Origin of the sequence: Streptomyces sp. NPDC052043, assembly GCF_044548235.1 — a bacterium.
Lineage (GTDB): Bacteria > Actinomycetota > Actinomycetes > Streptomycetales > Streptomycetaceae > Streptomyces.
In genome coordinates, this window is record NZ_JBIUBT010000004.1 from 332,466 (window position 1) to 348,992 (window position 16,527).

The window sequence follows — 16,527 nt, forward strand, 5'->3', positions numbered from 1 at the left end:
GGCGGGGCGGCGTCAGTTCAGCAGGGCCCGTGCGGCGCGCGCCTGCTCCCGTACCTGCTCGGCCGCCGGCTCGTCCACCGCGCCCAGCACCTCGGCGTACGCCTCAAGCTCCAGGGCCCCGCCCACGAAGTCCCCCCGCCGCACCAGCAGCTGCGCCCGCTCGTACCGCAGCCGCGCCGGATGGGACGGCAGCAGCAGCGACAGCTCCACTGCCCACAGCGCCACCTCCGACCGCTCGGGCCGCACGGCCGCCCAGGCCCGTATGTTGTTCAGGATCCGCGACACGACCTCCAGGGGCGTCGCGGGCACCAGCATCGACGCATCCAGCGGCGCGCCCGTCGCCCCGACCACCAGCAGTTCGGCGTCCGCCCCCGTGAGCACCCGGCCCCCGTCGAACGGGTCCGCGAGCACCTGCTCCCCGGCCGCCCCGAACCCCACGACGAAGTGCCCGGGCAGCGCGACCCCGCACACCGGCGCCCCGGCCCGCCGCGCGACCTCCATCCACACCACCGACAGCAGGATGGGCAGTCCGCGCCGGCGCGCCAGCACCTCGTGCAGCAGGGAGGACTCCAGCCGCTGGTAGTCCGCCGCCGAGCCGTGGAAGCCGTACCGCTCGCCGAGCAGTTCGCACAGGGCCCGCGCCCAGTCCCGCGGCCCGCCCGGCCGGTACGGCAGCAGCCCCGCGAGCCGGTCCAGCTCCAGCTGCGCCGCGTCCATGCCCGCCTCGTCCAGCGTTTCGTCGGCCGCCGCGCCCACCAGCAGGCACAGCGCCGCGAGGTCCGGCCGCTCGGACCGCACCTCCTCGCCGAACCACCGGCGCACCGCGGCGGACCGTTCCGGAGACGGCGGATGCAGGGGACGCATGGCAGGTTCGTGCCCTTTCACAACGGTCTCTACGACTTCGCGGACTGCACAGACTTCACCACGGTCCCTACGACGGACGGGCGCCGAGGTCCTGCGCGGCCTGTGGCCCGGGCTCCGGGCCGCGGTAGTGGTGGTACGCGTGGTGCGCGGTGAAGCCCGCCCCGGCGTACAGGGCCCGCGCCGCGGCGTTGTCGGTCTCCACCTGGAGCCAGGCCGCCGAGGCGCCCTCGTCGAGGGCCTGGCGGGCGAGCGCGGCGAGCACGGTGGTGGCCAGCCCGCGTCGCCGCAGCGCGGGATCCACCTCGACGGCGGAGAAGGACGCCCACCGGCCGTCGACGACGCACCGCCCGATCGCCGCGGGCACACCACCCTCGCCGGGCACCGTCGCGAACCACACCGACGGCCCGCTGCCGAGCACCTTCAGGGCCACCTCGCTCACCCCCTTGCGCTGGTACCGCGCAAGCCACGCCTCGTCGGCCGTGCGGGACAGCACGACCCCGGAGCCCTCGGCCCGGTCGGCGACCGGCGCGAGCGCCCCGATCCACAGCTCGGCGCTCACCTCACGCACCCAGCCCCGCCGCTCCAGCTCCGCGCACAGCAGCTCCTGTGTGCCCTCGGCGCCGGTGGCCGTCTGGACGTACGCGGGCAGGCCGCGCTCGCCGTACCAGCGTCGTACGGCGGCCAGCGCCGCGTCGAGGGGCAGCCCCGGATCGCCGAGCGGCAGCACCGAGTTGGCGCGCCGGGTGAACCCGGCGGCGGCCCTGAGCTCCCACTCGCCCAGCCGCTCACTCTCCACTGGTCGCCAGGCCCGCGCCGCCGCCCGCGCGAGCTCCTCGTACGTGGCCGCCGGGCCCCGCCGCCGCGCCGGGGCGGCCGGTACGACCTTGCCCGCGACCAGGGAAGACTCCGCGATCCGCACGGTCTCGCCGGTCTTCCGTGTGATCTGGAGCACGCCGTGGTCCCATGATGTGAGAACTCCGACCGTGTCGGTGAACTTCTCACCCCGCGCTCCAGGTTCGCTCAAGCGCCGTACTGAGACCCGTTTGCCCACGTCAGCAGCGGTGATACGGACCTCAAGGCGTCCTGTCGCCGATATTTCCACAGGTCTGTTCACCCCTCCTGTTCGGATCATGCCCCGGAACGGAGATACTAGGGGCGGGCATCGACGACGCCGCGCTCCCGCGCGCCAGGCGGCGGAGCCTGTGGAGGCCCGCCAGCGCCCTATCGAGGAGGAACGACAGCGTGACCTACGTCATCGCGCAGCCTTGTGTCGACGTCAAGGACAAGGCGTGCATCGAGGAGTGCCCGGTCGACTGCATCTACGAGGGCCAGCGGTCCTTGTACATCCACCCGGACGAATGCGTCGACTGCGGAGCCTGCGAACCGGTCTGCCCGGTCGAGGCGATCTTCTACGAGGACGACACTCCCGAGGAGTGGAAGGACTACTACAAGGCGAACGTCGAGTTCTTCGACGAACTCGGCTCTCCCGGCGGCGCCAGCAAGCTGGGGCTGATCGAGCGCGACCATCCCGTCATCGCCGCGCTGCCGCCGCAGAACCAGTAAGAGCGGCCCGTCTTCGCGCCGCCTCGGTCCCGTACGGCCTGATCGCACTCCAGCGTTCCGCTCGCCGCACGGGACCGAGGCGTTTTCCGGACCAGAAAGTGAGCCTGATCCCCGTGTCCGCACTCTCCGACCGGCTCCCCACCTTTCCCTGGGACAAGCTGGAGCCGTACAAGAAGACGGCCGCGGCCCATCCGGACGGCATCGTCGACCTGTCGGTCGGCACCCCGGTGGACCCGGTCCCCGACCTGATCCAGAAGGCGCTGATCGCGGCCGCGGACTCCCCGGGCTATCCGACCGTGTGGGGCACGCCCGAACTGCGTGACGCGATCACCGGGTGGGTCGAGCGCCGCCTCGGCGCACGGGGCGTCACCCACCGGCACGTCCTGCCGATCGTCGGCTCCAAGGAACTGGTCGCCTGGCTCCCCACCCAGTTGGGCCTCGGCCCCGGCGACAAGGTCGCGTACCCGCGCCTGGCCTACCCGACCTACGAGGTCGGCGCCCGGCTGGCCGGCGCGGACCACGTCGTCTACTCGGCGACACCGGGCGCCGGCGTGCCGGGCCCCACGGAGCTGGACCCGGCGGGTCTGAAGCTGCTGTGGCTGAACTCGCCCTCCAACCCCACGGGCCAGGTGCTGCCCAAGGAGGAGCTGCGGAGGATCGTCGCCTGGGCCCGCGAGCACGGCGTGCTGGTCGTCTCCGACGAGTGCTACCTGGAGCTGGGCTGGGAGGCGGATCCGGTCTCGGTCCTGCACCCGGACGTGAACGGCGGCTCGTACGAGGGCATCGTCGCGGTCCACTCGCTGTCCAAGCGCTCCAACCTGGCCGGCTACCGCGCCGCCTTCCTGGCCGGCGACCCGGCCGTCCTTGGGCCCCTGCTGGAGATCCGCAAGCACGGCGGCATGATGACCTCGGCGCCGACGCAGGCGGCGGTCGTGGCCGCCCTCGGCGACGACACCCACGTCCGCGAGCAGCGCGAACGCTACGCCGCCCGCCGCGAGGCCCTGCGCCGGGCCCTGCTCTCCCACGGCTTCCGCATCGAGCACAGCGAGGCGAGCCTCTACCTGTGGGCCACCCGCGACGAGTCCTGCTGGACCACGGTCGCCCACCTCGCCGAACGGGGCATCCTGGTCGCCCCGGGCGACTTCTACGGTCCGGCGGGCGCGGACTTCGTGCGCGTCGCGCTGACGGCGACGGACGAGCGGGTCCGCGCGGCGGTGGAACGCCTGGCCGGGTAGTCCACGGCGGCCGCGGCGGCGACGGCACGCCGACGGGGTCCGGGATTCCTCCCCGGACCCCGTCGGTCCCTTCAGCGCCGCTGAGCGGTCCTTTCGGCGCCGCTCAGCCGAGGGGCAGTTCGGAGACCGGCAGGGACTGCGCCGGCAGCCCGCCCTTCGTCACCGACTGCGCGGCGCCGCCGAGGATCCCTCCGGCGGACCCCGCCGCCTCGCCCGCCGCCTTCCGCGCCACCGGCGTTGCCTGCTGCACGACCTTGCCGCCGGAGTCGCCCGCGACCCCGGCGACATGGTGCGCGGCACCGTCCACGGTGGTGCCGACGCTCGCCCCGTCCAGGGCGGTCAGCCCACCGAGGTTCGGGGTGGCCGGCAGCTCGGGGGCGGCGCCGGCGGCACCGGCCGCACCGACCCCGGCGGCCGCTCCGGCGGCGACGAGCAGCGCGGCACGGGCGATCCGGCGGGTCAGAGGGAGGGACATGTTGCTCCTTCGACGGAGTGAACGGACGCTCTGACTACCGCTCGAACTCCGCGAAGGTTGCGGCGGGCCAACGTAAAGAGTTGGTAACGCGTCGCATTATCGGGTACGCGGAAAACCGGACAAAGAGCACCCGTCCGGAGGGGTGTGAAACGCCGTGCCGCCCTGTGTTCCCAAGGGTTTCGGCGCCGTTGGCGGGGGTGGTCCCTCAGGGTGAGGGCCCGTACTGGCGCGCGGTCGTGGTGACACCTGCGGCGGTCGTGGTGACACCTGAGGTCGTGGAGACGCCTAACGCCCGGTCGTGGTGATGAGGACCGAGCCCGCCGCCCGCTCCGCTCCGGCGGCCCCCCGCGTCCGCGTCTCCCGCCACCGGGTGTCGGTCATCCCGGCCGTCCACTGCCAGCCGCCGTAGGAGACCTGCTCGATGTGCAGCGCGGAGGCGTTGGCCACCGCCCAGTGCGCCAGCTGCCAGCCGCGCTGCCGCGCACCGCGCCCGGCGTCGGCCGTGTCGTCGGGCACGGGCACCGTCACGGTCCGCCCGCTCCCACCCGCCTTCGCGCTCGGCACGGGCGTCGGCGACGGGCCGCCGCCGACCTCCGCGCCCGCCTCCTGCACCACGTCCCGGCCGAAGTCCCGTACGAGCGCGGCACGCACCACGTCGGGCCCGCTGTGCCGGGTGGGGCCCGGGCGGCCCTGGCAGGCCAGCGTGGCCCCGGAGCGTCCGGTGAGCGCGGCGGCGAGCAGCGTCGCGTCCGGCTCGTGCTTGGCGTACGCCTGCGGGAAGCCGCTGCGCTGCACGCGCTGCGCGGCCACGGTCAGCGGCAGCCGCGTGTAGCCGGGGACCTTGCTCAGGTGCTCGTAGAAGATCCCCGCCGAGTAGGCCGGGTCCATGATCTCCTCCGACGAGCCCCAGCCCTGCGAGGGCCGCTGCTGGAACAGGCCGAGGGAGTCCCGGTCGCCGTAGTCGATGTTGCGCAGGGCGGACTCCTGGAGCGCGGTGGCCAGCGCGATGGTCACCGCCCGCTCGGGCATGCCGCGCCCGGTGCCGACGGCCGCGATCGTCGCCGCGTTCACCGCCTGCTCCGGGGTGAATCGGTACGACGCGCCGTCGCCCTTGCCGGAGACGACCTCGCAGCCCGGGCCTCCGGTGCCTCCGGTGAGGTACTGCACCGAGACGTAGCCCGCGAGCCCGAGCAGGACCACGACGGCCGCCCCGAACCGGAGGAGGCGGCCACGACGCTTGGAAGAGGGGGGACGGTGCAGCACGCCTACAAGGTAGCTGAGGTTGCTGTGGCGGGAGAGGCAGGTGTGGACAATGCGCGGCGATGTACGGGCGGTTCGCCGCGTTAGGGTCGACCGCATGGCCGATAACCCGCTTGACCTCACGCTGGACGCGGCGCGCCTGACCGCGCGACTCGTCGACTTCCCCTCGGAGAGCGGCACCGAGGAGCCGCTCGCCGACGCGATCGAGGCCGCACTGCGCGCCCTGCCGCACCTGACGGTCGACCGCCTCGGCAACAACGTCGTCGCCCGGACGAACCTGGGGCGCTCGCAGCGGGTGATCCTGGCCGGCCACATCGACACGGTCCCGATCGCCGGAAACGTCCCCTCGCGGCTCGACGAGGACGGCGTCCTGTGGGGCTGCGGCACCTGCGACATGAAGTCCGGCGTGGCGGTCCAGCTGCGCATCGCGGCCACGGTCCCCGCCCCCAACCGCGACCTGACCTTCGTCTTCTACGACAACGAGGAGGTCGCCGCCGAGCTGAACGGCCTCAAGCACGTCGCCGAGGCGTACCCGGAATGGCTGGCGGGCGACTTCGCCGTGCTGCTCGAACCCTCCGACGGCGAGGTCGAGGGCGGCTGCCAGGGCACCCTGCGGGTGCTGCTGAGGACCAGCGGCGAGCGGGCCCACTCGGCGCGCGGCTGGATGGGCTCCAACGCCATCCACGCCGCCGCGCCGATCCTGCGGCGGCTCGCCGAGTACCAGCCGCGCTATCCGGTCATCGACGGCCTGGAGTACCGCGAGGGCCTCAACGCGGTCGGGATCTCCGGCGGAGTGGCGGGCAACGTCATCCCCGACGAGTGCGTGGTCACGGTCAACTTCCGCTACGCCCCGGACCGCACCGAGGAGGAGGCCGTCGCCCACGTCCGCGAGGTGTTCGCGGACTGCGGGGTCGAGGAGTTCGTGATCGACGACCACAGCGGCGGCGCCCTGCCGGGGCTGAACCACCCGGCCGCCGCGGCGTTCATCGAGGCGGTCGGCGGCACCGCGCGCCCGAAGTACGGCTGGACGGACGTCTCGCGCTTCTCGGCGCTGGGCATCCCCGCGGTCAACTACGGCCCCGGCAACCCTCACTTGGCGCACAAGCGCGACGAGCGGGTGGAGACGGCCAAGATCCTCGCGGGCGAGGAGCGGCTGCGGGCCTGGCTGACGGACTGACCGCCGCGACGAGCAGCCGACCCGCCGCGAGCGTCCGGCCGCCGCCAGGCGTCCGTACGGCGCTTCACGGCGGACACACCGACGTCCCCCTCCCGTAACCCCCGCGGATCTACGCTGAGGTGGAACGTCACGCACACGGAGGGAGCGCACATGCCGACAGGCAATCCCGAGGGCAAGAAGCAGCCGCCGGACGAGCAGCGTCTGGGACCGGTGCTCCGGCGGCGTGGTCAGGTCCAGGCGAGCACCACGGACCAGCGGCTGCTGGACGGGCGAGCCCCCTCGGACTGGGTCCACACGGATCCCTGGCGCGTCCTGCGCATCCAGTCGGAGTTCATCGAGGGCTTCGGCACGCTCGCCGAACTCCCGTCCGCCATCAGCGTGTTCGGCTCCGCACGGACGGCGGTGGACTCCCCGGAGTACGACGCGGGGGTGCGGCTCGGACGGGGACTGGTCGAGGCGGGCTTCGCGGTGATCACGGGCGGTGGCCCGGGCGCGATGGAGGCGGCGAACAAGGGCGCGCTGGAGGCCGGCGGCGTCTCGGTGGGCCTGGGTATCGAACTGCCCTTCGAGCAGGGTCTGAACGCCTACGTCGACATCGGCCTCAACTTCCGCTACTTCTTCGTCCGCAAGATGATGTTCGTGAAGTACGCGCAGGGCTTCGTCGTCCTGCCCGGCGGCCTCGGCACCCTGGACGAGCTCTTCGAGGCCCTGACCCTGGTGCAGACCCAGAAGGTCACCCGCTTCCCGATCGTCCTCTTCGGCAGCGCGTACTGGGGCGGCCTGGTCAACTGGCTGCAGGACACCCTGATCGCCGAGGGCAAGGCGGCCCAGGCGGACCTCACCCTGTTCCACGTCACGGACGACGTGGCGGAGGCGGTGGCCCTGATGTCGAAGGAGGCGGGCCGCTAGAGCCCCTCGTATGGATCATGCCGGGCTCGCGGGCCCTGATCCGGCCTGATCCGAACGAAAGACCCCAGGCCCGCACGGCCGGGCGCGGGGCACCGCGCGCCCAGCCGGGGCGGGGGAGCCCTACGCCAGCCCTCGCCGGGCCACCGCCGGCGGCCGGTGACCCGCGATGGACGCCACCATGTCCAGCACCTGCCGGGTCTCGGCCACCTCGTGCACCCGGTACACCTGGGCCCCCAGCCACGCCGAGACGGCGGTCGTCGCCAGCGTGCCCACGAGCCGCTCCTTCACCGGCTTGTCCAGCGTCTCGCCCACGAAGTCCTTGTTGGACAGCGACACCAGCACCGGCCACCCGGTCACGGTCATCTCGCCCAGGCGGCGCGTCGCCTCCAGGCTGTGCCGCGTGTTCTTGCCGAAGTCGTGCCCCGGATCGATCATCACCGACTCCCGGGGCACGCCGAGCGCCACCGCCCGCTCGGCCAGCCCCACGGTCACCCGGAGGATGTCGGCCATGACGTCGTCGTACGTCACCCGGTGCGGCCGTGTCCGGGGCTTCGCGCCTCCGGCGTGCGTGCACACCAGGCCGGTCCCGTAGCGCGCCGCGACCTCGGCGAGCCGCGGGTCGACCCCGCCCCACGCGTCGTTCAGCAGGTCGGCACCCGCCTCGCACACGGCCTCGCCGACGTCGGCCCGCCAGGTGTCGACGCTGATCACCACGTCCGGGAACCGCCGCCGCACCTCGGCCACGAAGCCGACCGTCCGCCGGGCCTCCTCCTCGGCCGTCACCTCGTCACCCGGCCCGGCCTTCACCCCGCCGATGTCGATGATCGCGGCACCCTCGGCGACCGCCTGCTCCACGCGCGCGAGGGCCGGCTCGTCACGGAACGTCGACCCCTGGTCGTAGAAGGAGTCCGGGGTCCGGTTGACGATCGCCATGATCACCGGCTCGTGCGCGTCGAACACGCGCCTGCCCAGCCTGAGCATCCCCTGTGACCTCTCCTCTTCGTACCGGTCTTCGGCCGCCCGCGTACCGGTCTTCGGCCGTCTGCGACCCTAGGGCCTCTCGTTCGGACCGGGCCGGGCTCGCGGGCCCTGGCACCGCACCTGATCCGGCCCGTTCCAAACGAAAGACCCTAGCTGTCAGCCTCGCATGGCACGATCGGACCCTGACACTTACGACAGACTCCGTGGGGACCCAGCGATGGTTATGTTCTTCTTCCTGGTCGTCGCGCTCGCCGTCGTGGTCGCCGCGGTGACCCTCGCGGTGGTGGGCGGCGGCGAGGGAACCGGACCGCTGCCCGAGGCGGCGCCCGAGCGGCTCCGGGACGCGCTGCCACCGGACCGCCCGGTGGACCGCGCGGACGTGGAGAGCCTCCGCTTCCCGCTGACCGCCCGGGGCTACCGCATGGCGGACGTGGACGACGCCCTCGGCCGTCTCGGCGCCGAACTCGCCGAGCGCGACGCGCGGATCGCCGACCTGGAGTCCGCGCTGGCCGGCGCACGGGCCGCCGCCCACGTCGACCTGGCCAAGCCCGAACCGGAGGAGGGGCCGTGACGGACGACACGATGACGCCGGGTGCCGCGGTCGCCGGTCCGGACGGCGCCCTGCGCTGCCCGTGGGCCCTGTCCACGGCGGATTACGTGGCCTACCACGACGAGGAGTGGGGCCGCCCGGTCCACGGCGACGACGCGCTCTTCGAACGCCTCGCCCTGGAGGCGTTCCAGTCCGGCCTGTCCTGGATCACCATCCTGCGCCGCCGCGCCGGCTTCCGCGCCGCCTTCGCCGACTTCAAGATCGCGGCGGTCGCGGACTTCACCGACGCCGACCGCGAGCGGCTGCTCGCCGACACGGGCATCATCCGCAATCGCGCCAAGATCGACGCGACGCTGGCCAACGCGCGCGAGCTCACCGGCTGGTCACCGGGCGAGCTGGACGCCCTCATCTGGTCGCACGCTCCCGACCCCGCCGCCCGCCCGGTGCCCAAAACCCTCTCCGACGTCCCGGCTGTCACTCCCGAGTCCACGGCCCTGTCGAAGGCCCTGAAGAAGCGCGGCCTGCGCTTCGTCGGACCGACGACGGCGTACGCCCTGATGCAGGCGTGCGGCCTGGTGGACGACCACCTCGCGGACTGCGTGGCACGCCGCCCCTGACCCGGCCGGGCAGGGGGCGGCGCACCGGCCCGCACCGCCGTCAGCGGCCCAGGTACGTCGGCTTCTCCTTGTTCACGAACGCCTGTACGGCGATCGCGTGGTCCTCGGACTGTCCCGCCCGGGTCTGGAGCTCCTCCTCCTTGCGGAGGGTCTCCTCCAGGGAGTGCGTCAACCCGTAGGCCACCGCCTCCTTCAGCGCCGCGTACGCCACCGTCGGCCCCTCGGCCAGCGCCCGCGCCACCTTCTCGGCCTCGGCGCGCAACTCGGCGGCCGGCACGACCCGGTTGGCGATGCCCAGGTCGTGAGCCTCCTGGGCGGTGATGCGGCGCGGGAAGAGCAGCAGGTCGGCGGCGCGGGCCGGGCCCACGGCCCGCGGCAGGGTCCACGAGATGCCCGAGTCCCCGGTGAGCGCGACCCCCGCGAACGAGGTGTTGAAGGACGCGGTGTCCGCCACGATCCGGTAGTCCGCGGCGAGCGCGAAGCCGAAGCCCGCCCCGGCGGCGACCCCGTTCACCGCGGCGACCACCGGCTTCCGTGCCCCCGCCAGCGCCCGCACGATCGGGTTGTAGTGCTCCCGCACGGTGCTCATGGTCTGTCCGGACCCGGTCTCCCGGTCGGCGGCCAGCAGCCCGATGTGCTCCTTGAGGTCCTGACCCACGCAGAACGCCCGGTCCCCGGCGGCGGTCAGCAGCACCGCGCGCACGGCGCCGTCGTCCGCCGCCTCCCGGGTCGCCTCCCGGAGGGCGACCTTGGCGGCGACGTCCAGCGCGTTCATCGCCTCGGGGCGGTTCAGCGTGATCGTCGCGAGTCCGTCGCTCACCTCGTAGAGCACGGTGTCGGCCATGGGGCATCCCCTCCGGTGTCGCCTCGACGTACCGCTCGGTACGTCCTGGTCGGTCCTGGTCCGAGGACAGCATGGCGGAGATCACCGGCCGGGGCGTGGACCCGGCATGTGACCTGCGTCAAAGAAATCCCGCGCCGTCGCGGCCGGCGGACGGACGCGTGGGGGCGCAGTATCGCAGCCACATCGCCGAATTGAGTGGTTTTGCTCGCGCGCGTTGCTCAAGCGATGCCAACCGATGTTGGTCATCGGGTCCCGGGATGCGGGATAATGGCTTGGAAGCAATGTGTTCGATGCCGGTGTCGCGTGTCCTGTGCCGTTGTGGGCAGGGGTCGTGCGCGTGCCCCCTCGTGGGCCGTCGGCTTTGACGATGAGCTGGGTTTCAGGAAGGGGAACGAGCATGGCGGCCATGAAGCCGCGGACGGGTGATGGCCCGCTCGAGGTGACCAAGGAGGGGCGGGGCATCGTCATGCGCGTTCCGCTCGAAGGCGGCGGGCGGCTCGTCGTCGAGCTGACCCCTGACGAGGCCGACGCGCTCGGCGACGCCCTCAAGAAGGTCGTCGGCTGACGCGCAAGCGACCATACCCTTTGAGCTGCCCCGGCATCGTACGCGGTGTCGGGGTCGCTGTTTGTGCGGGGAAGTGCGACACGCGGATGACGCGGGCGCTCAGCGCTTGACGGCGCACAGCAGTCCGTCTCCCACCGGCAGCAGCGACGGCGTCAGGTCGGGGCTCTCACGCACGGTGCGCAGCAGTTCCCGCAGCCGCACGACCTCCGTCGGCTGCGGTCCGGAGTCCACCGTCCGCCCGTGCGCGAAGACGCCTTCGAAGGCGACGAGGCCTCCCGGCCGCAGCAGGCGCAACGATTCAGCGAGGTAGTCGGGGAACTCCGTCCGGTCGCCGTCGCAGAACACGAGGTCGTACCCCGCGTCGGCGAGCCGGGGCAGTACGTCCAGGGCGCGACCGGGGATGAAGCGGGCGCGGTTGCCGGCGAAACCCGCGGCCCGGAACGCCTGGCGGGCGAACTGCTGGTGCTCCGGCTCGGGGTCGACGGTGGTCAGCACCCCGTCGGGACGCATGCCGTGCAGCAGGTGGATCCCGGAGACCCCGGTGCCGGTGCCGATCTCCGCGACCGCCTTGGCGTCCACGGAGGCGGCCAGCAACCGCAGCGCGGCGCCCGCGCCGGGCGACACCGAGCGCAACCCCGCGTCCCGGGCCCGCTCACGGGCCCAGTGCAGCGCGTCGTCCTCGGCGACATAGGCGTCGGCGAACGCCCAGCTCGTCTGCCGGTTGCCGGTAATGACCCTCTCCTGTCCCCATGGATGCCTGGGCGTGACTGTATCCGTTGGGGCCGGGAACCCGCAGATGGGACCGGTCGTTTGAACGGGTGAGGAAGAGACGTGGGACGCGACGGTGGTGCGGACGGGGGGTATGGGATGGATCGGGACACCGAGCAAGTGCTGACGCAGCCGCACCAGCCGGGCCAGCACGTGTCAAATTCTCGTAAAACTACTTATCCGGAGCTAACGGGCGAGGTGGCTATGGTAGGGGCTCCACTGGACACCACCAGAGCCGACAGGGGAGGTGCGGCTGCGCCTGTGGATCGGGGAGGAGTGCTGCGGCGCTTTCTCGGATCGGCGGGCAGGCCGAAATCCGTGACCGACACCGCTGCCGACGTGCGCCACGCCGCCGATTCCGCCCAGACCGCGACCTTCTCGACCGACGCGGACGGGCAGGCGTGGACTCCGCCCACCTGGGAGGAGATCGTCAGCACGCACAGCGGCCGCGTCTACCGCCTGGCCTACCGCCTCACCGGCAACCAGCACGACGCCGAGGACCTCACCCAGGAGGTCTTCGTCCGCGTCTTCCGCTCCCTGTCGACCTACACGCCGGGCACGTTCGAGGGCTGGCTGCACCGCATCACCACGAACCTCTTCCTGGACATGGTCCGCCGCAAGCAGCGCATCCGCTTCGACGCGCTGGGCGACGACGCGGCCGAGCGGCTGGCCAGCAAGGAACCCACCCCGCAGCAGCTCTTCAACGACGCGCACTTCGACGCGGACGTCCAGCAGGCCCTGGACACCCTCGCGCCCGAGTTCCGCGCCGCGGTCGTCCTGTGCGACATCGAAGGACTGTCGTACGAGGAGATCGCCGCCACCCTGGGCGTCAAGCTCGGTACGGTGCGCTCCCGCATCCACCGCGGGCGTTCGCAGCTGCGCAAGGCCCTCGCGCACCGCTCGCCGCAGGCCCGGGCCGAGCGCCGCGGCTTCGTGGCCCCGGTCCCCGTGCTGGGAGGAGGGGGCGCTCCCGCGTGAGTGGATCACGACCGAACCCCGCGGGGCGCCTCGCGGAACAGCACCTGGGAGACCGGCTCGCCGCCCTCGTGGACGGCGAGCTCGGTCACGACATGCGTGAGCGTGTCCTGGCGCACGTGGCCACCTGTCCGAAGTGCAAGACGGAGGTGGACGCGCAGCGCCGTCTGAAGAACGTCTTCGCGCAAGTGGCCCCGCCCCCGCCCTCCGAGAGCTTCCTGGCCCGCCTCCAGGGCCTTCCCGGGGGTGGTACGGGCGGCGGTGGCGACGGCGGCTCTCCGCTGGGCGGGGGAGGGCTTCCCGGAGGCCTGTCCGCGGGCTCCGGGGTGTTCGGGGTGCCGCGCGGCGAGCAGTTCGAGTTCGGTTACGTGCCGGCCGGGCCGCATCCCGCCGCCCCCGCGCAGGAGCGTGGCTTCCGGGTCCACCCCGTGGGCCGTCCGGACAGTGAGCGGTCCGCCTCGCGCGGGCTGCGCTTCGCGTTCGTCGCCGCCGGGGCGGTGTCGCTGGCCGCCGTCGCCCTGGGCGGGGTGACCACCGGCTCGGCGGGTGACACCGTCGCGGACGCGCGCGGCGGCTCCGGCAACGGCAGCAACGTGACTCCGGCGGGTACGGGCGTGGCGCCGGCCTCCGACACCGCGCGGCGCCGCCAGTCGGCCGCGCCGCAGCAGTCGGCACAGGGGCAGCGGTCGTCGGGCCCGGCGCAGTCGGCCTCGACGACGCCGGCCGCACCGCTGCTGCCGGGGGCGGTGCCGCCCGGCGGGCAGCCACCGGACGCCATGCATCCGCTGACCACGCCGGTGGTCGCAGGTGCGGCCGTCATGTCCCCGCTGATACGCCCGCTCACCGCGACCCCGCCGATCTCCCTGACCTCGTGGTCCGCCGACCCGGGGGCCACGACCCCGGGCCTGCTCACCGCGCCTTCCCCCACCGCCTCCTTCCGCACCGCGCGCTGACCGGGCCCTGCGCCGCGGCCCGGGAACCTGGTTGAATCCACAGTGGTCGCGCCCATGACACCGGTCGGGGCGCGGAGTGGACGCCGTGCCGCGACCCGCTGTGGGGAGAACATGAACGAGGGCAAGCCCACCAAGTCCGCCCGCCCGAGATGGTGGAGCCGATCGGTCCCTGTGGACGAGCGGCCGGAGGGCGCACCAGGAGCCGACCCGGCCGAGGGTGCGGCAACCGGTGGGTCCGTGGGCGCCGAGCCACAGGCCGCGGTGCCCGCGCGAGCGGACGCAGACGGCGACTACGCACTCGACCGCCCCCGCCAGACCTCCGGCGCCGCCCCCGGCACGGGCGACTTCGAACTGGCCCAGCCCTTCCGGGCGCCCGCCGAGCCGGAGAACACCACCGATCCCGCGGCCTGGGATTCCGATGCCGGGGTCGGCGACGACCGGCCCGTTGACGCCACCGTCGGGCGTCCCAGGCCGTTGCACGACCCCGATCCCTACAGCACCCCTCCGTACGGTGAGCCGGGCCCCTGGGCACCCGCACCGCCGGTGCAGCACCCGGCGGTGACGCCCGTGCACGGCACGCCCGCGCTCCCCTCCGGCAGCCCGGCCCCTGCCACCGCCCCGGCCGGCGCTCCCCAGGGCACGCCCGCCGCCGACGACCAGCCGCCCTACGGTGCGGCACCCCCGGCGACGCCGCCGGGAGCCCCGGCTCCCTCGCAGCCCGCGCCCTCCGGCCCGCCCGCGCCTCCGCAGGCCCGGGCCGCCGCACCGCAGGGGGCGCCTCCCGCGGACGCCAGGCCGGCGGGCGTGCCGCAGGGGGCGCCCGGCGGGGGCGATCCGGCGTACAGCTCGCCCGCCCCCGCCCCCGGTGCCGGGGCTGCCTCCGCCGACCCCTGGGGGCGCTACGACCCCTGGGGCGCCGGTCGGGCCGCGGCGCCGTTGCAGCAGACCGGGGCCGGCGTGCTCAGCGTCGAGCAGCGGCACAGGCGGGTCACCCGGGCCCTGGTCGGCGGGGCCGTGGTGCTGGCGCTGGTGTCCGGAGCCCTCGGCGGGCTCGCCGGGGCGTACGTCGAACGCAACGGCGGCCTGGGTGCCGTGGAGTTGCCGCAGGCCGGGAAGGAGCCCGCCGGGCGTGCCCCGGACAGCGTCGCCGGAATCGCCGCACGGGCCCTGCCCAGCGTGGTAACCCTGCACGTCAGCGGCTCCGGAGAGCAGGGCACGGGCACCGGGTTCGTGCTCGACGACCGCGGCCACGTCCTCACCAACAACCACGTCGTCGAGAACGCCGCCTCCGGCGGCGACATATCGGTGACCTTCAGCGGCGGCCAGACCGCCAAGGCCAGGATCGTCGGCCGGGACACCGGCTACGACCTCGCCGTCGTCCAGGTCCGCGGCGTGCGCGGCCTGACCCCCATCCCCCTTGGCAACTCCGACAACGTGCAGGTGGGCGACCCGGTCGTCGCCATCGGCGCGCCCTTCGACCTCGCCAACACCGTCACCTCCGGCATCATCAGCGCCAAGGAGCGCCCCATCACGGCCGGCGGCGAGAAGGGCGACGGCAGCGACGTGTCCTACGTCGACGCCCTCCAGACCGACGCCCCGATCAACCCCGGCAACTCCGGCGGCCCCCTCCTGGACGCCCGCGGCCGGGTCGTCGGCATCAACTCCGCCATCCGCTCCGCGGACACCGGCTCCGACCCGCAGACCGGCCAGGCCGGTTCCATCGGCCTGGGCTTCGCCATCCCCGTCAACCAGGCCAGGCGCGTCGCCGAGGAGCTGATCAACCACGGCAAGGCCAGCCACCCGGTGATCGGGGTGACCCTGGACATGAACTACGCCGGTGACGGAGTCAGGGTCGGCGCGAAAGGCGCGGACGGCGGTCCCCCGGTCACCCCCGGAGGTCCCGGCGCCAAGGCCGGCATCACGGCCGGAGACGTCATCACCGCGGTGGACGGCCAGCGCGTCCACTCGGGCGAGGAACTGATCGTCAAGACCCGCGCCCATCGCCCCGGCGACCGTCTGGAGTTGACCGTCGAACGCGACGGAAGGGCACGGAAGGTCTCCCTGGTGCTCGGGTCCTCGAACAGCAACTGACACAAACCATGTGGAACGAGCCGGAAAATCCGTCGTGTACATGCAGTCCGACACCTCGGGGCGGTATCCGACAGGCACGTGGGCCGGGTACCGTGGATCCGGCCCGGACCATGGACAGCCCCACACAGACCGGACCACCCGAGGGCCGAGGACCGAGGACATCGCAAGGAGCTTCAGGTGTTCAATGACATAGGACCGCTCGAGCTGCTGACGATCATCATCGTGGCCGTGCTCGTCTTCGGTCCCGAAAAGCTCCCGAAGGTCATCCAGGACGTGACGCGCACGATCCGGAAGATCCGTGAGTTCTCGGAGAGCGCCAAGCAGGACATCCGCGACGAACTCGGCCCGGAATTCAAGGACTTCGAGTTCGAGGACCTCAACCCCAAGACGTTCATCCGCAAGCAGCTGGACAACGACGAGCTGGGGCTGAAGGAGATCCGCAACGGCTTCGACCTGAAGAAGGAGATGGCCGAGGTCACGGACGCGGTGAACGGCAACGAGTACGACTCCTCGGCGTCCTCCGCATCCTCCTCCGCGAGCTCCTCGGGTTCTACGGGCTCCTCGGGCTCGGCCGGCGGCCGGATCGACATGACCAAGAAGCCCGAGAGCCCTGGTCAGGACGAGCGTCCGCCGTTCGACATGGACGCCACCTGAGCCGCGTCCCGTGTGACGCGTTTCACGCCGCGTGCAGGGCTGTGCG

Annotated in this window: 18 protein-coding genes; 11 read left to right on the top strand and 7 right to left on the bottom strand. The window is 73.1% G+C overall.

Going from position 1 to position 16,527, the window contains the following annotated elements:
- Positions 1 to 12: 12 nt before the first annotated feature.
- A complete protein-coding gene (locus ACIHCX_RS12725; protein ID WP_400028956.1) occupies positions 13 to 864 on the bottom strand; it encodes a tetratricopeptide repeat protein in 852 nt (283 codons plus the stop codon).
- Between the two features lie 67 nt (positions 865 to 931).
- Positions 932 to 1,966, bottom strand: coding sequence for a GNAT family N-acetyltransferase (locus tag ACIHCX_RS12730; RefSeq protein ID WP_400028957.1), 1,035 nt, complete (start codon positions 1,964 to 1,966; stop codon positions 932 to 934).
- Between the two features lie 140 nt (positions 1,967 to 2,106).
- On the opposite strand from ACIHCX_RS12730, the gene fdxA reads away from it, so the two are divergent.
- Positions 2,107 to 2,427, top strand: a complete 321-nt coding sequence (fdxA, locus tag ACIHCX_RS12735) for a ferredoxin (RefSeq protein WP_189705242.1) — start codon at positions 2,107 to 2,109, stop codon at positions 2,425 to 2,427.
- A 113-nt stretch (positions 2,428 to 2,540) separates the two neighbouring features.
- Positions 2,541 to 3,662 (top strand): bifunctional succinyldiaminopimelate transaminase/glutamate-prephenate aminotransferase, encoded by a 1,122-nt coding sequence (locus ACIHCX_RS12740; protein ID WP_400028958.1) that lies wholly within the window; start codon positions 2,541 to 2,543, stop codon positions 3,660 to 3,662.
- 103 nt (positions 3,663 to 3,765) lie between these two features.
- Here ACIHCX_RS12740 and ACIHCX_RS12745 read toward each other — a convergent pair whose 3' ends face one another.
- Together ACIHCX_RS12745 and ACIHCX_RS12750 are read right to left on the bottom strand one after the other, a co-directional pair.
- Positions 3,766 to 4,137, bottom strand: coding sequence for an ATP-binding protein (locus tag ACIHCX_RS12745; RefSeq protein WP_400028959.1), 372 nt, complete (start codon positions 4,135 to 4,137; stop codon positions 3,766 to 3,768).
- A 285-nt stretch (positions 4,138 to 4,422) separates the two neighbouring features.
- The gene (locus ACIHCX_RS12750) at positions 4,423 to 5,397 is read right to left on the bottom strand and encodes a heavy metal transporter (RefSeq protein WP_400029225.1); all 975 of its coding nucleotides are present in this window, start codon (positions 5,395 to 5,397) and stop codon (positions 4,423 to 4,425) included.
- Positions 5,398 to 5,494: 97 nt separating this feature from the next.
- On the opposite strand from ACIHCX_RS12750, the gene dapE reads away from it, so the two are divergent.
- Together dapE and ACIHCX_RS12760 are read left to right on the top strand one after the other, a co-directional pair.
- On the top strand, positions 5,495 to 6,574 hold the full coding sequence (dapE, locus tag ACIHCX_RS12755) for a succinyl-diaminopimelate desuccinylase (RefSeq protein WP_400028960.1): 1,080 nt from the start codon (positions 5,495 to 5,497) through the stop codon (positions 6,572 to 6,574).
- 150 nt (positions 6,575 to 6,724) lie between these two features.
- Positions 6,725 to 7,483: a TIGR00730 family Rossman fold protein gene (locus ACIHCX_RS12760; protein ID WP_400028961.1), complete on the top strand. Its 759-nt coding sequence runs from the start codon at positions 6,725 to 6,727 to the stop codon at positions 7,481 to 7,483.
- Between the two features lie 120 nt (positions 7,484 to 7,603).
- On the opposite strand, the gene folP is transcribed toward ACIHCX_RS12760, so the two are convergent.
- A complete protein-coding gene (folP, locus tag ACIHCX_RS12765; RefSeq protein WP_400028962.1) occupies positions 7,604 to 8,464 on the bottom strand; it encodes a dihydropteroate synthase in 861 nt (286 codons plus the stop codon).
- 217 nt (positions 8,465 to 8,681) lie between these two features.
- Between folP and ACIHCX_RS12770 the strand changes: the two genes are divergently transcribed.
- Positions 8,682 to 9,035, top strand: a complete 354-nt coding sequence (locus ACIHCX_RS12770; protein ID WP_400028963.1) for a DivIVA domain-containing protein — start codon at positions 8,682 to 8,684, stop codon at positions 9,033 to 9,035.
- A gap of 11 nt (positions 9,036 to 9,046) precedes the next feature.
- Positions 9,047 to 9,631 (top strand): DNA-3-methyladenine glycosylase I, encoded by a 585-nt coding sequence (locus ACIHCX_RS12775; protein WP_400029226.1) that lies wholly within the window; start codon positions 9,047 to 9,049, stop codon positions 9,629 to 9,631.
- Positions 9,632 to 9,671: 40 nt separating this feature from the next.
- Here the strand turns inward: ACIHCX_RS12775 and ACIHCX_RS12780 are convergent, their stop codons facing one another.
- Positions 9,672 to 10,475 (bottom strand): enoyl-CoA hydratase/isomerase family protein, encoded by an 804-nt coding sequence (locus ACIHCX_RS12780; protein WP_400028964.1) that lies wholly within the window; start codon positions 10,473 to 10,475, stop codon positions 9,672 to 9,674.
- Positions 10,476 to 10,872: 397 nt separating this feature from the next.
- On the opposite strand from ACIHCX_RS12780, the gene ACIHCX_RS12785 reads away from it, so the two are divergent.
- Positions 10,873 to 11,040 carry a DUF3117 domain-containing protein gene (locus ACIHCX_RS12785; protein WP_003966491.1) on the top strand — a complete coding sequence of 56 codons (168 nt, stop codon included), beginning with the start codon at positions 10,873 to 10,875 and terminating at the stop codon, positions 11,038 to 11,040.
- A gap of 99 nt (positions 11,041 to 11,139) precedes the next feature.
- Here ACIHCX_RS12785 and ACIHCX_RS12790 read toward each other — a convergent pair whose 3' ends face one another.
- A complete protein-coding gene (locus tag ACIHCX_RS12790) occupies positions 11,140 to 11,838 on the bottom strand; it encodes an O-methyltransferase (RefSeq protein WP_400029227.1) in 699 nt (232 codons plus the stop codon).
- 246 nt (positions 11,839 to 12,084) lie between these two features.
- Here ACIHCX_RS12790 and sigE point away from each other — a divergent pair, with 246 nt between their 5' ends.
- The 4 genes from sigE (at position 12,085) to ACIHCX_RS12810 (ending at position 16,481) form a co-directional block, all read left to right on the top strand.
- Positions 12,085 to 12,786 (top strand): RNA polymerase sigma factor SigE, encoded by a 702-nt coding sequence (gene sigE, locus ACIHCX_RS12795; RefSeq protein ID WP_400029228.1) that lies wholly within the window; start codon positions 12,085 to 12,087, stop codon positions 12,784 to 12,786.
- Positions 12,783 to 13,736, top strand: a complete 954-nt coding sequence (locus ACIHCX_RS12800) for a zf-HC2 domain-containing protein (RefSeq protein ID WP_400028965.1) — start codon at positions 12,783 to 12,785, stop codon at positions 13,734 to 13,736. The genes sigE and ACIHCX_RS12800 overlap by 4 nt, the downstream gene beginning before the upstream one ends.
- Positions 13,737 to 13,847: 111 nt before the next feature.
- On the top strand, positions 13,848 to 15,827 hold the full coding sequence (locus ACIHCX_RS12805) for a trypsin-like peptidase domain-containing protein (protein WP_400028966.1): 1,980 nt from the start codon (positions 13,848 to 13,850) through the stop codon (positions 15,825 to 15,827).
- Between the two features lie 177 nt (positions 15,828 to 16,004).
- The gene (locus ACIHCX_RS12810; RefSeq protein WP_400028967.1) at positions 16,005 to 16,481 is read left to right on the top strand and encodes a sec-independent translocase; all 477 of its coding nucleotides are present in this window, start codon (positions 16,005 to 16,007) and stop codon (positions 16,479 to 16,481) included.
- The last annotated feature ends 46 nt before the right edge of the window (positions 16,482 to 16,527 follow it).

What these genes read in the sequence shown, in the direction of transcription:
- ACIHCX_RS12725 (WP_400028956.1), bottom strand. Translation starts at nt 864, where the DNA reads ATGCGTCCCCTGCATCCGCCGTCTCCGGAACGGTCCGCCGCGGTGCGC.
- ACIHCX_RS12745 (WP_400028959.1), bottom strand. Translation starts at nt 4,137, where the DNA reads ATGTCCCTCCCTCTGACCCGCCGGATCGCCCGTGCCGCGCTGCTCGTC.
- dapE (WP_400028960.1), top strand. Translation starts at nt 5,495, where the DNA reads ATGGCCGATAACCCGCTTGACCTCACGCTGGACGCGGCGCGCCTGACC.
- ACIHCX_RS12760 (WP_400028961.1), top strand. Translation starts at nt 6,725, where the DNA reads ATGCCGACAGGCAATCCCGAGGGCAAGAAGCAGCCGCCGGACGAGCAG.
- folP (WP_400028962.1), bottom strand. Translation starts at nt 8,464, where the DNA reads ATGCTCAGGCTGGGCAGGCGCGTGTTCGACGCGCACGAGCCGGTGATC.
- ACIHCX_RS12770 (WP_400028963.1), top strand. Translation starts at nt 8,682, where the DNA reads ATGGTTATGTTCTTCTTCCTGGTCGTCGCGCTCGCCGTCGTGGTCGCC.
- ACIHCX_RS12775 (WP_400029226.1), top strand. Translation starts at nt 9,047, where the DNA reads ATGACGCCGGGTGCCGCGGTCGCCGGTCCGGACGGCGCCCTGCGCTGC.
- ACIHCX_RS12780 (WP_400028964.1), bottom strand. Translation starts at nt 10,475, where the DNA reads ATGGCCGACACCGTGCTCTACGAGGTGAGCGACGGACTCGCGACGATC.
- ACIHCX_RS12785 (WP_003966491.1), top strand. Translation starts at nt 10,873, where the DNA reads ATGGCGGCCATGAAGCCGCGGACGGGTGATGGCCCGCTCGAGGTGACC.
- ACIHCX_RS12805 (WP_400028966.1), top strand. Translation starts at nt 13,848, where the DNA reads ATGAACGAGGGCAAGCCCACCAAGTCCGCCCGCCCGAGATGGTGGAGC.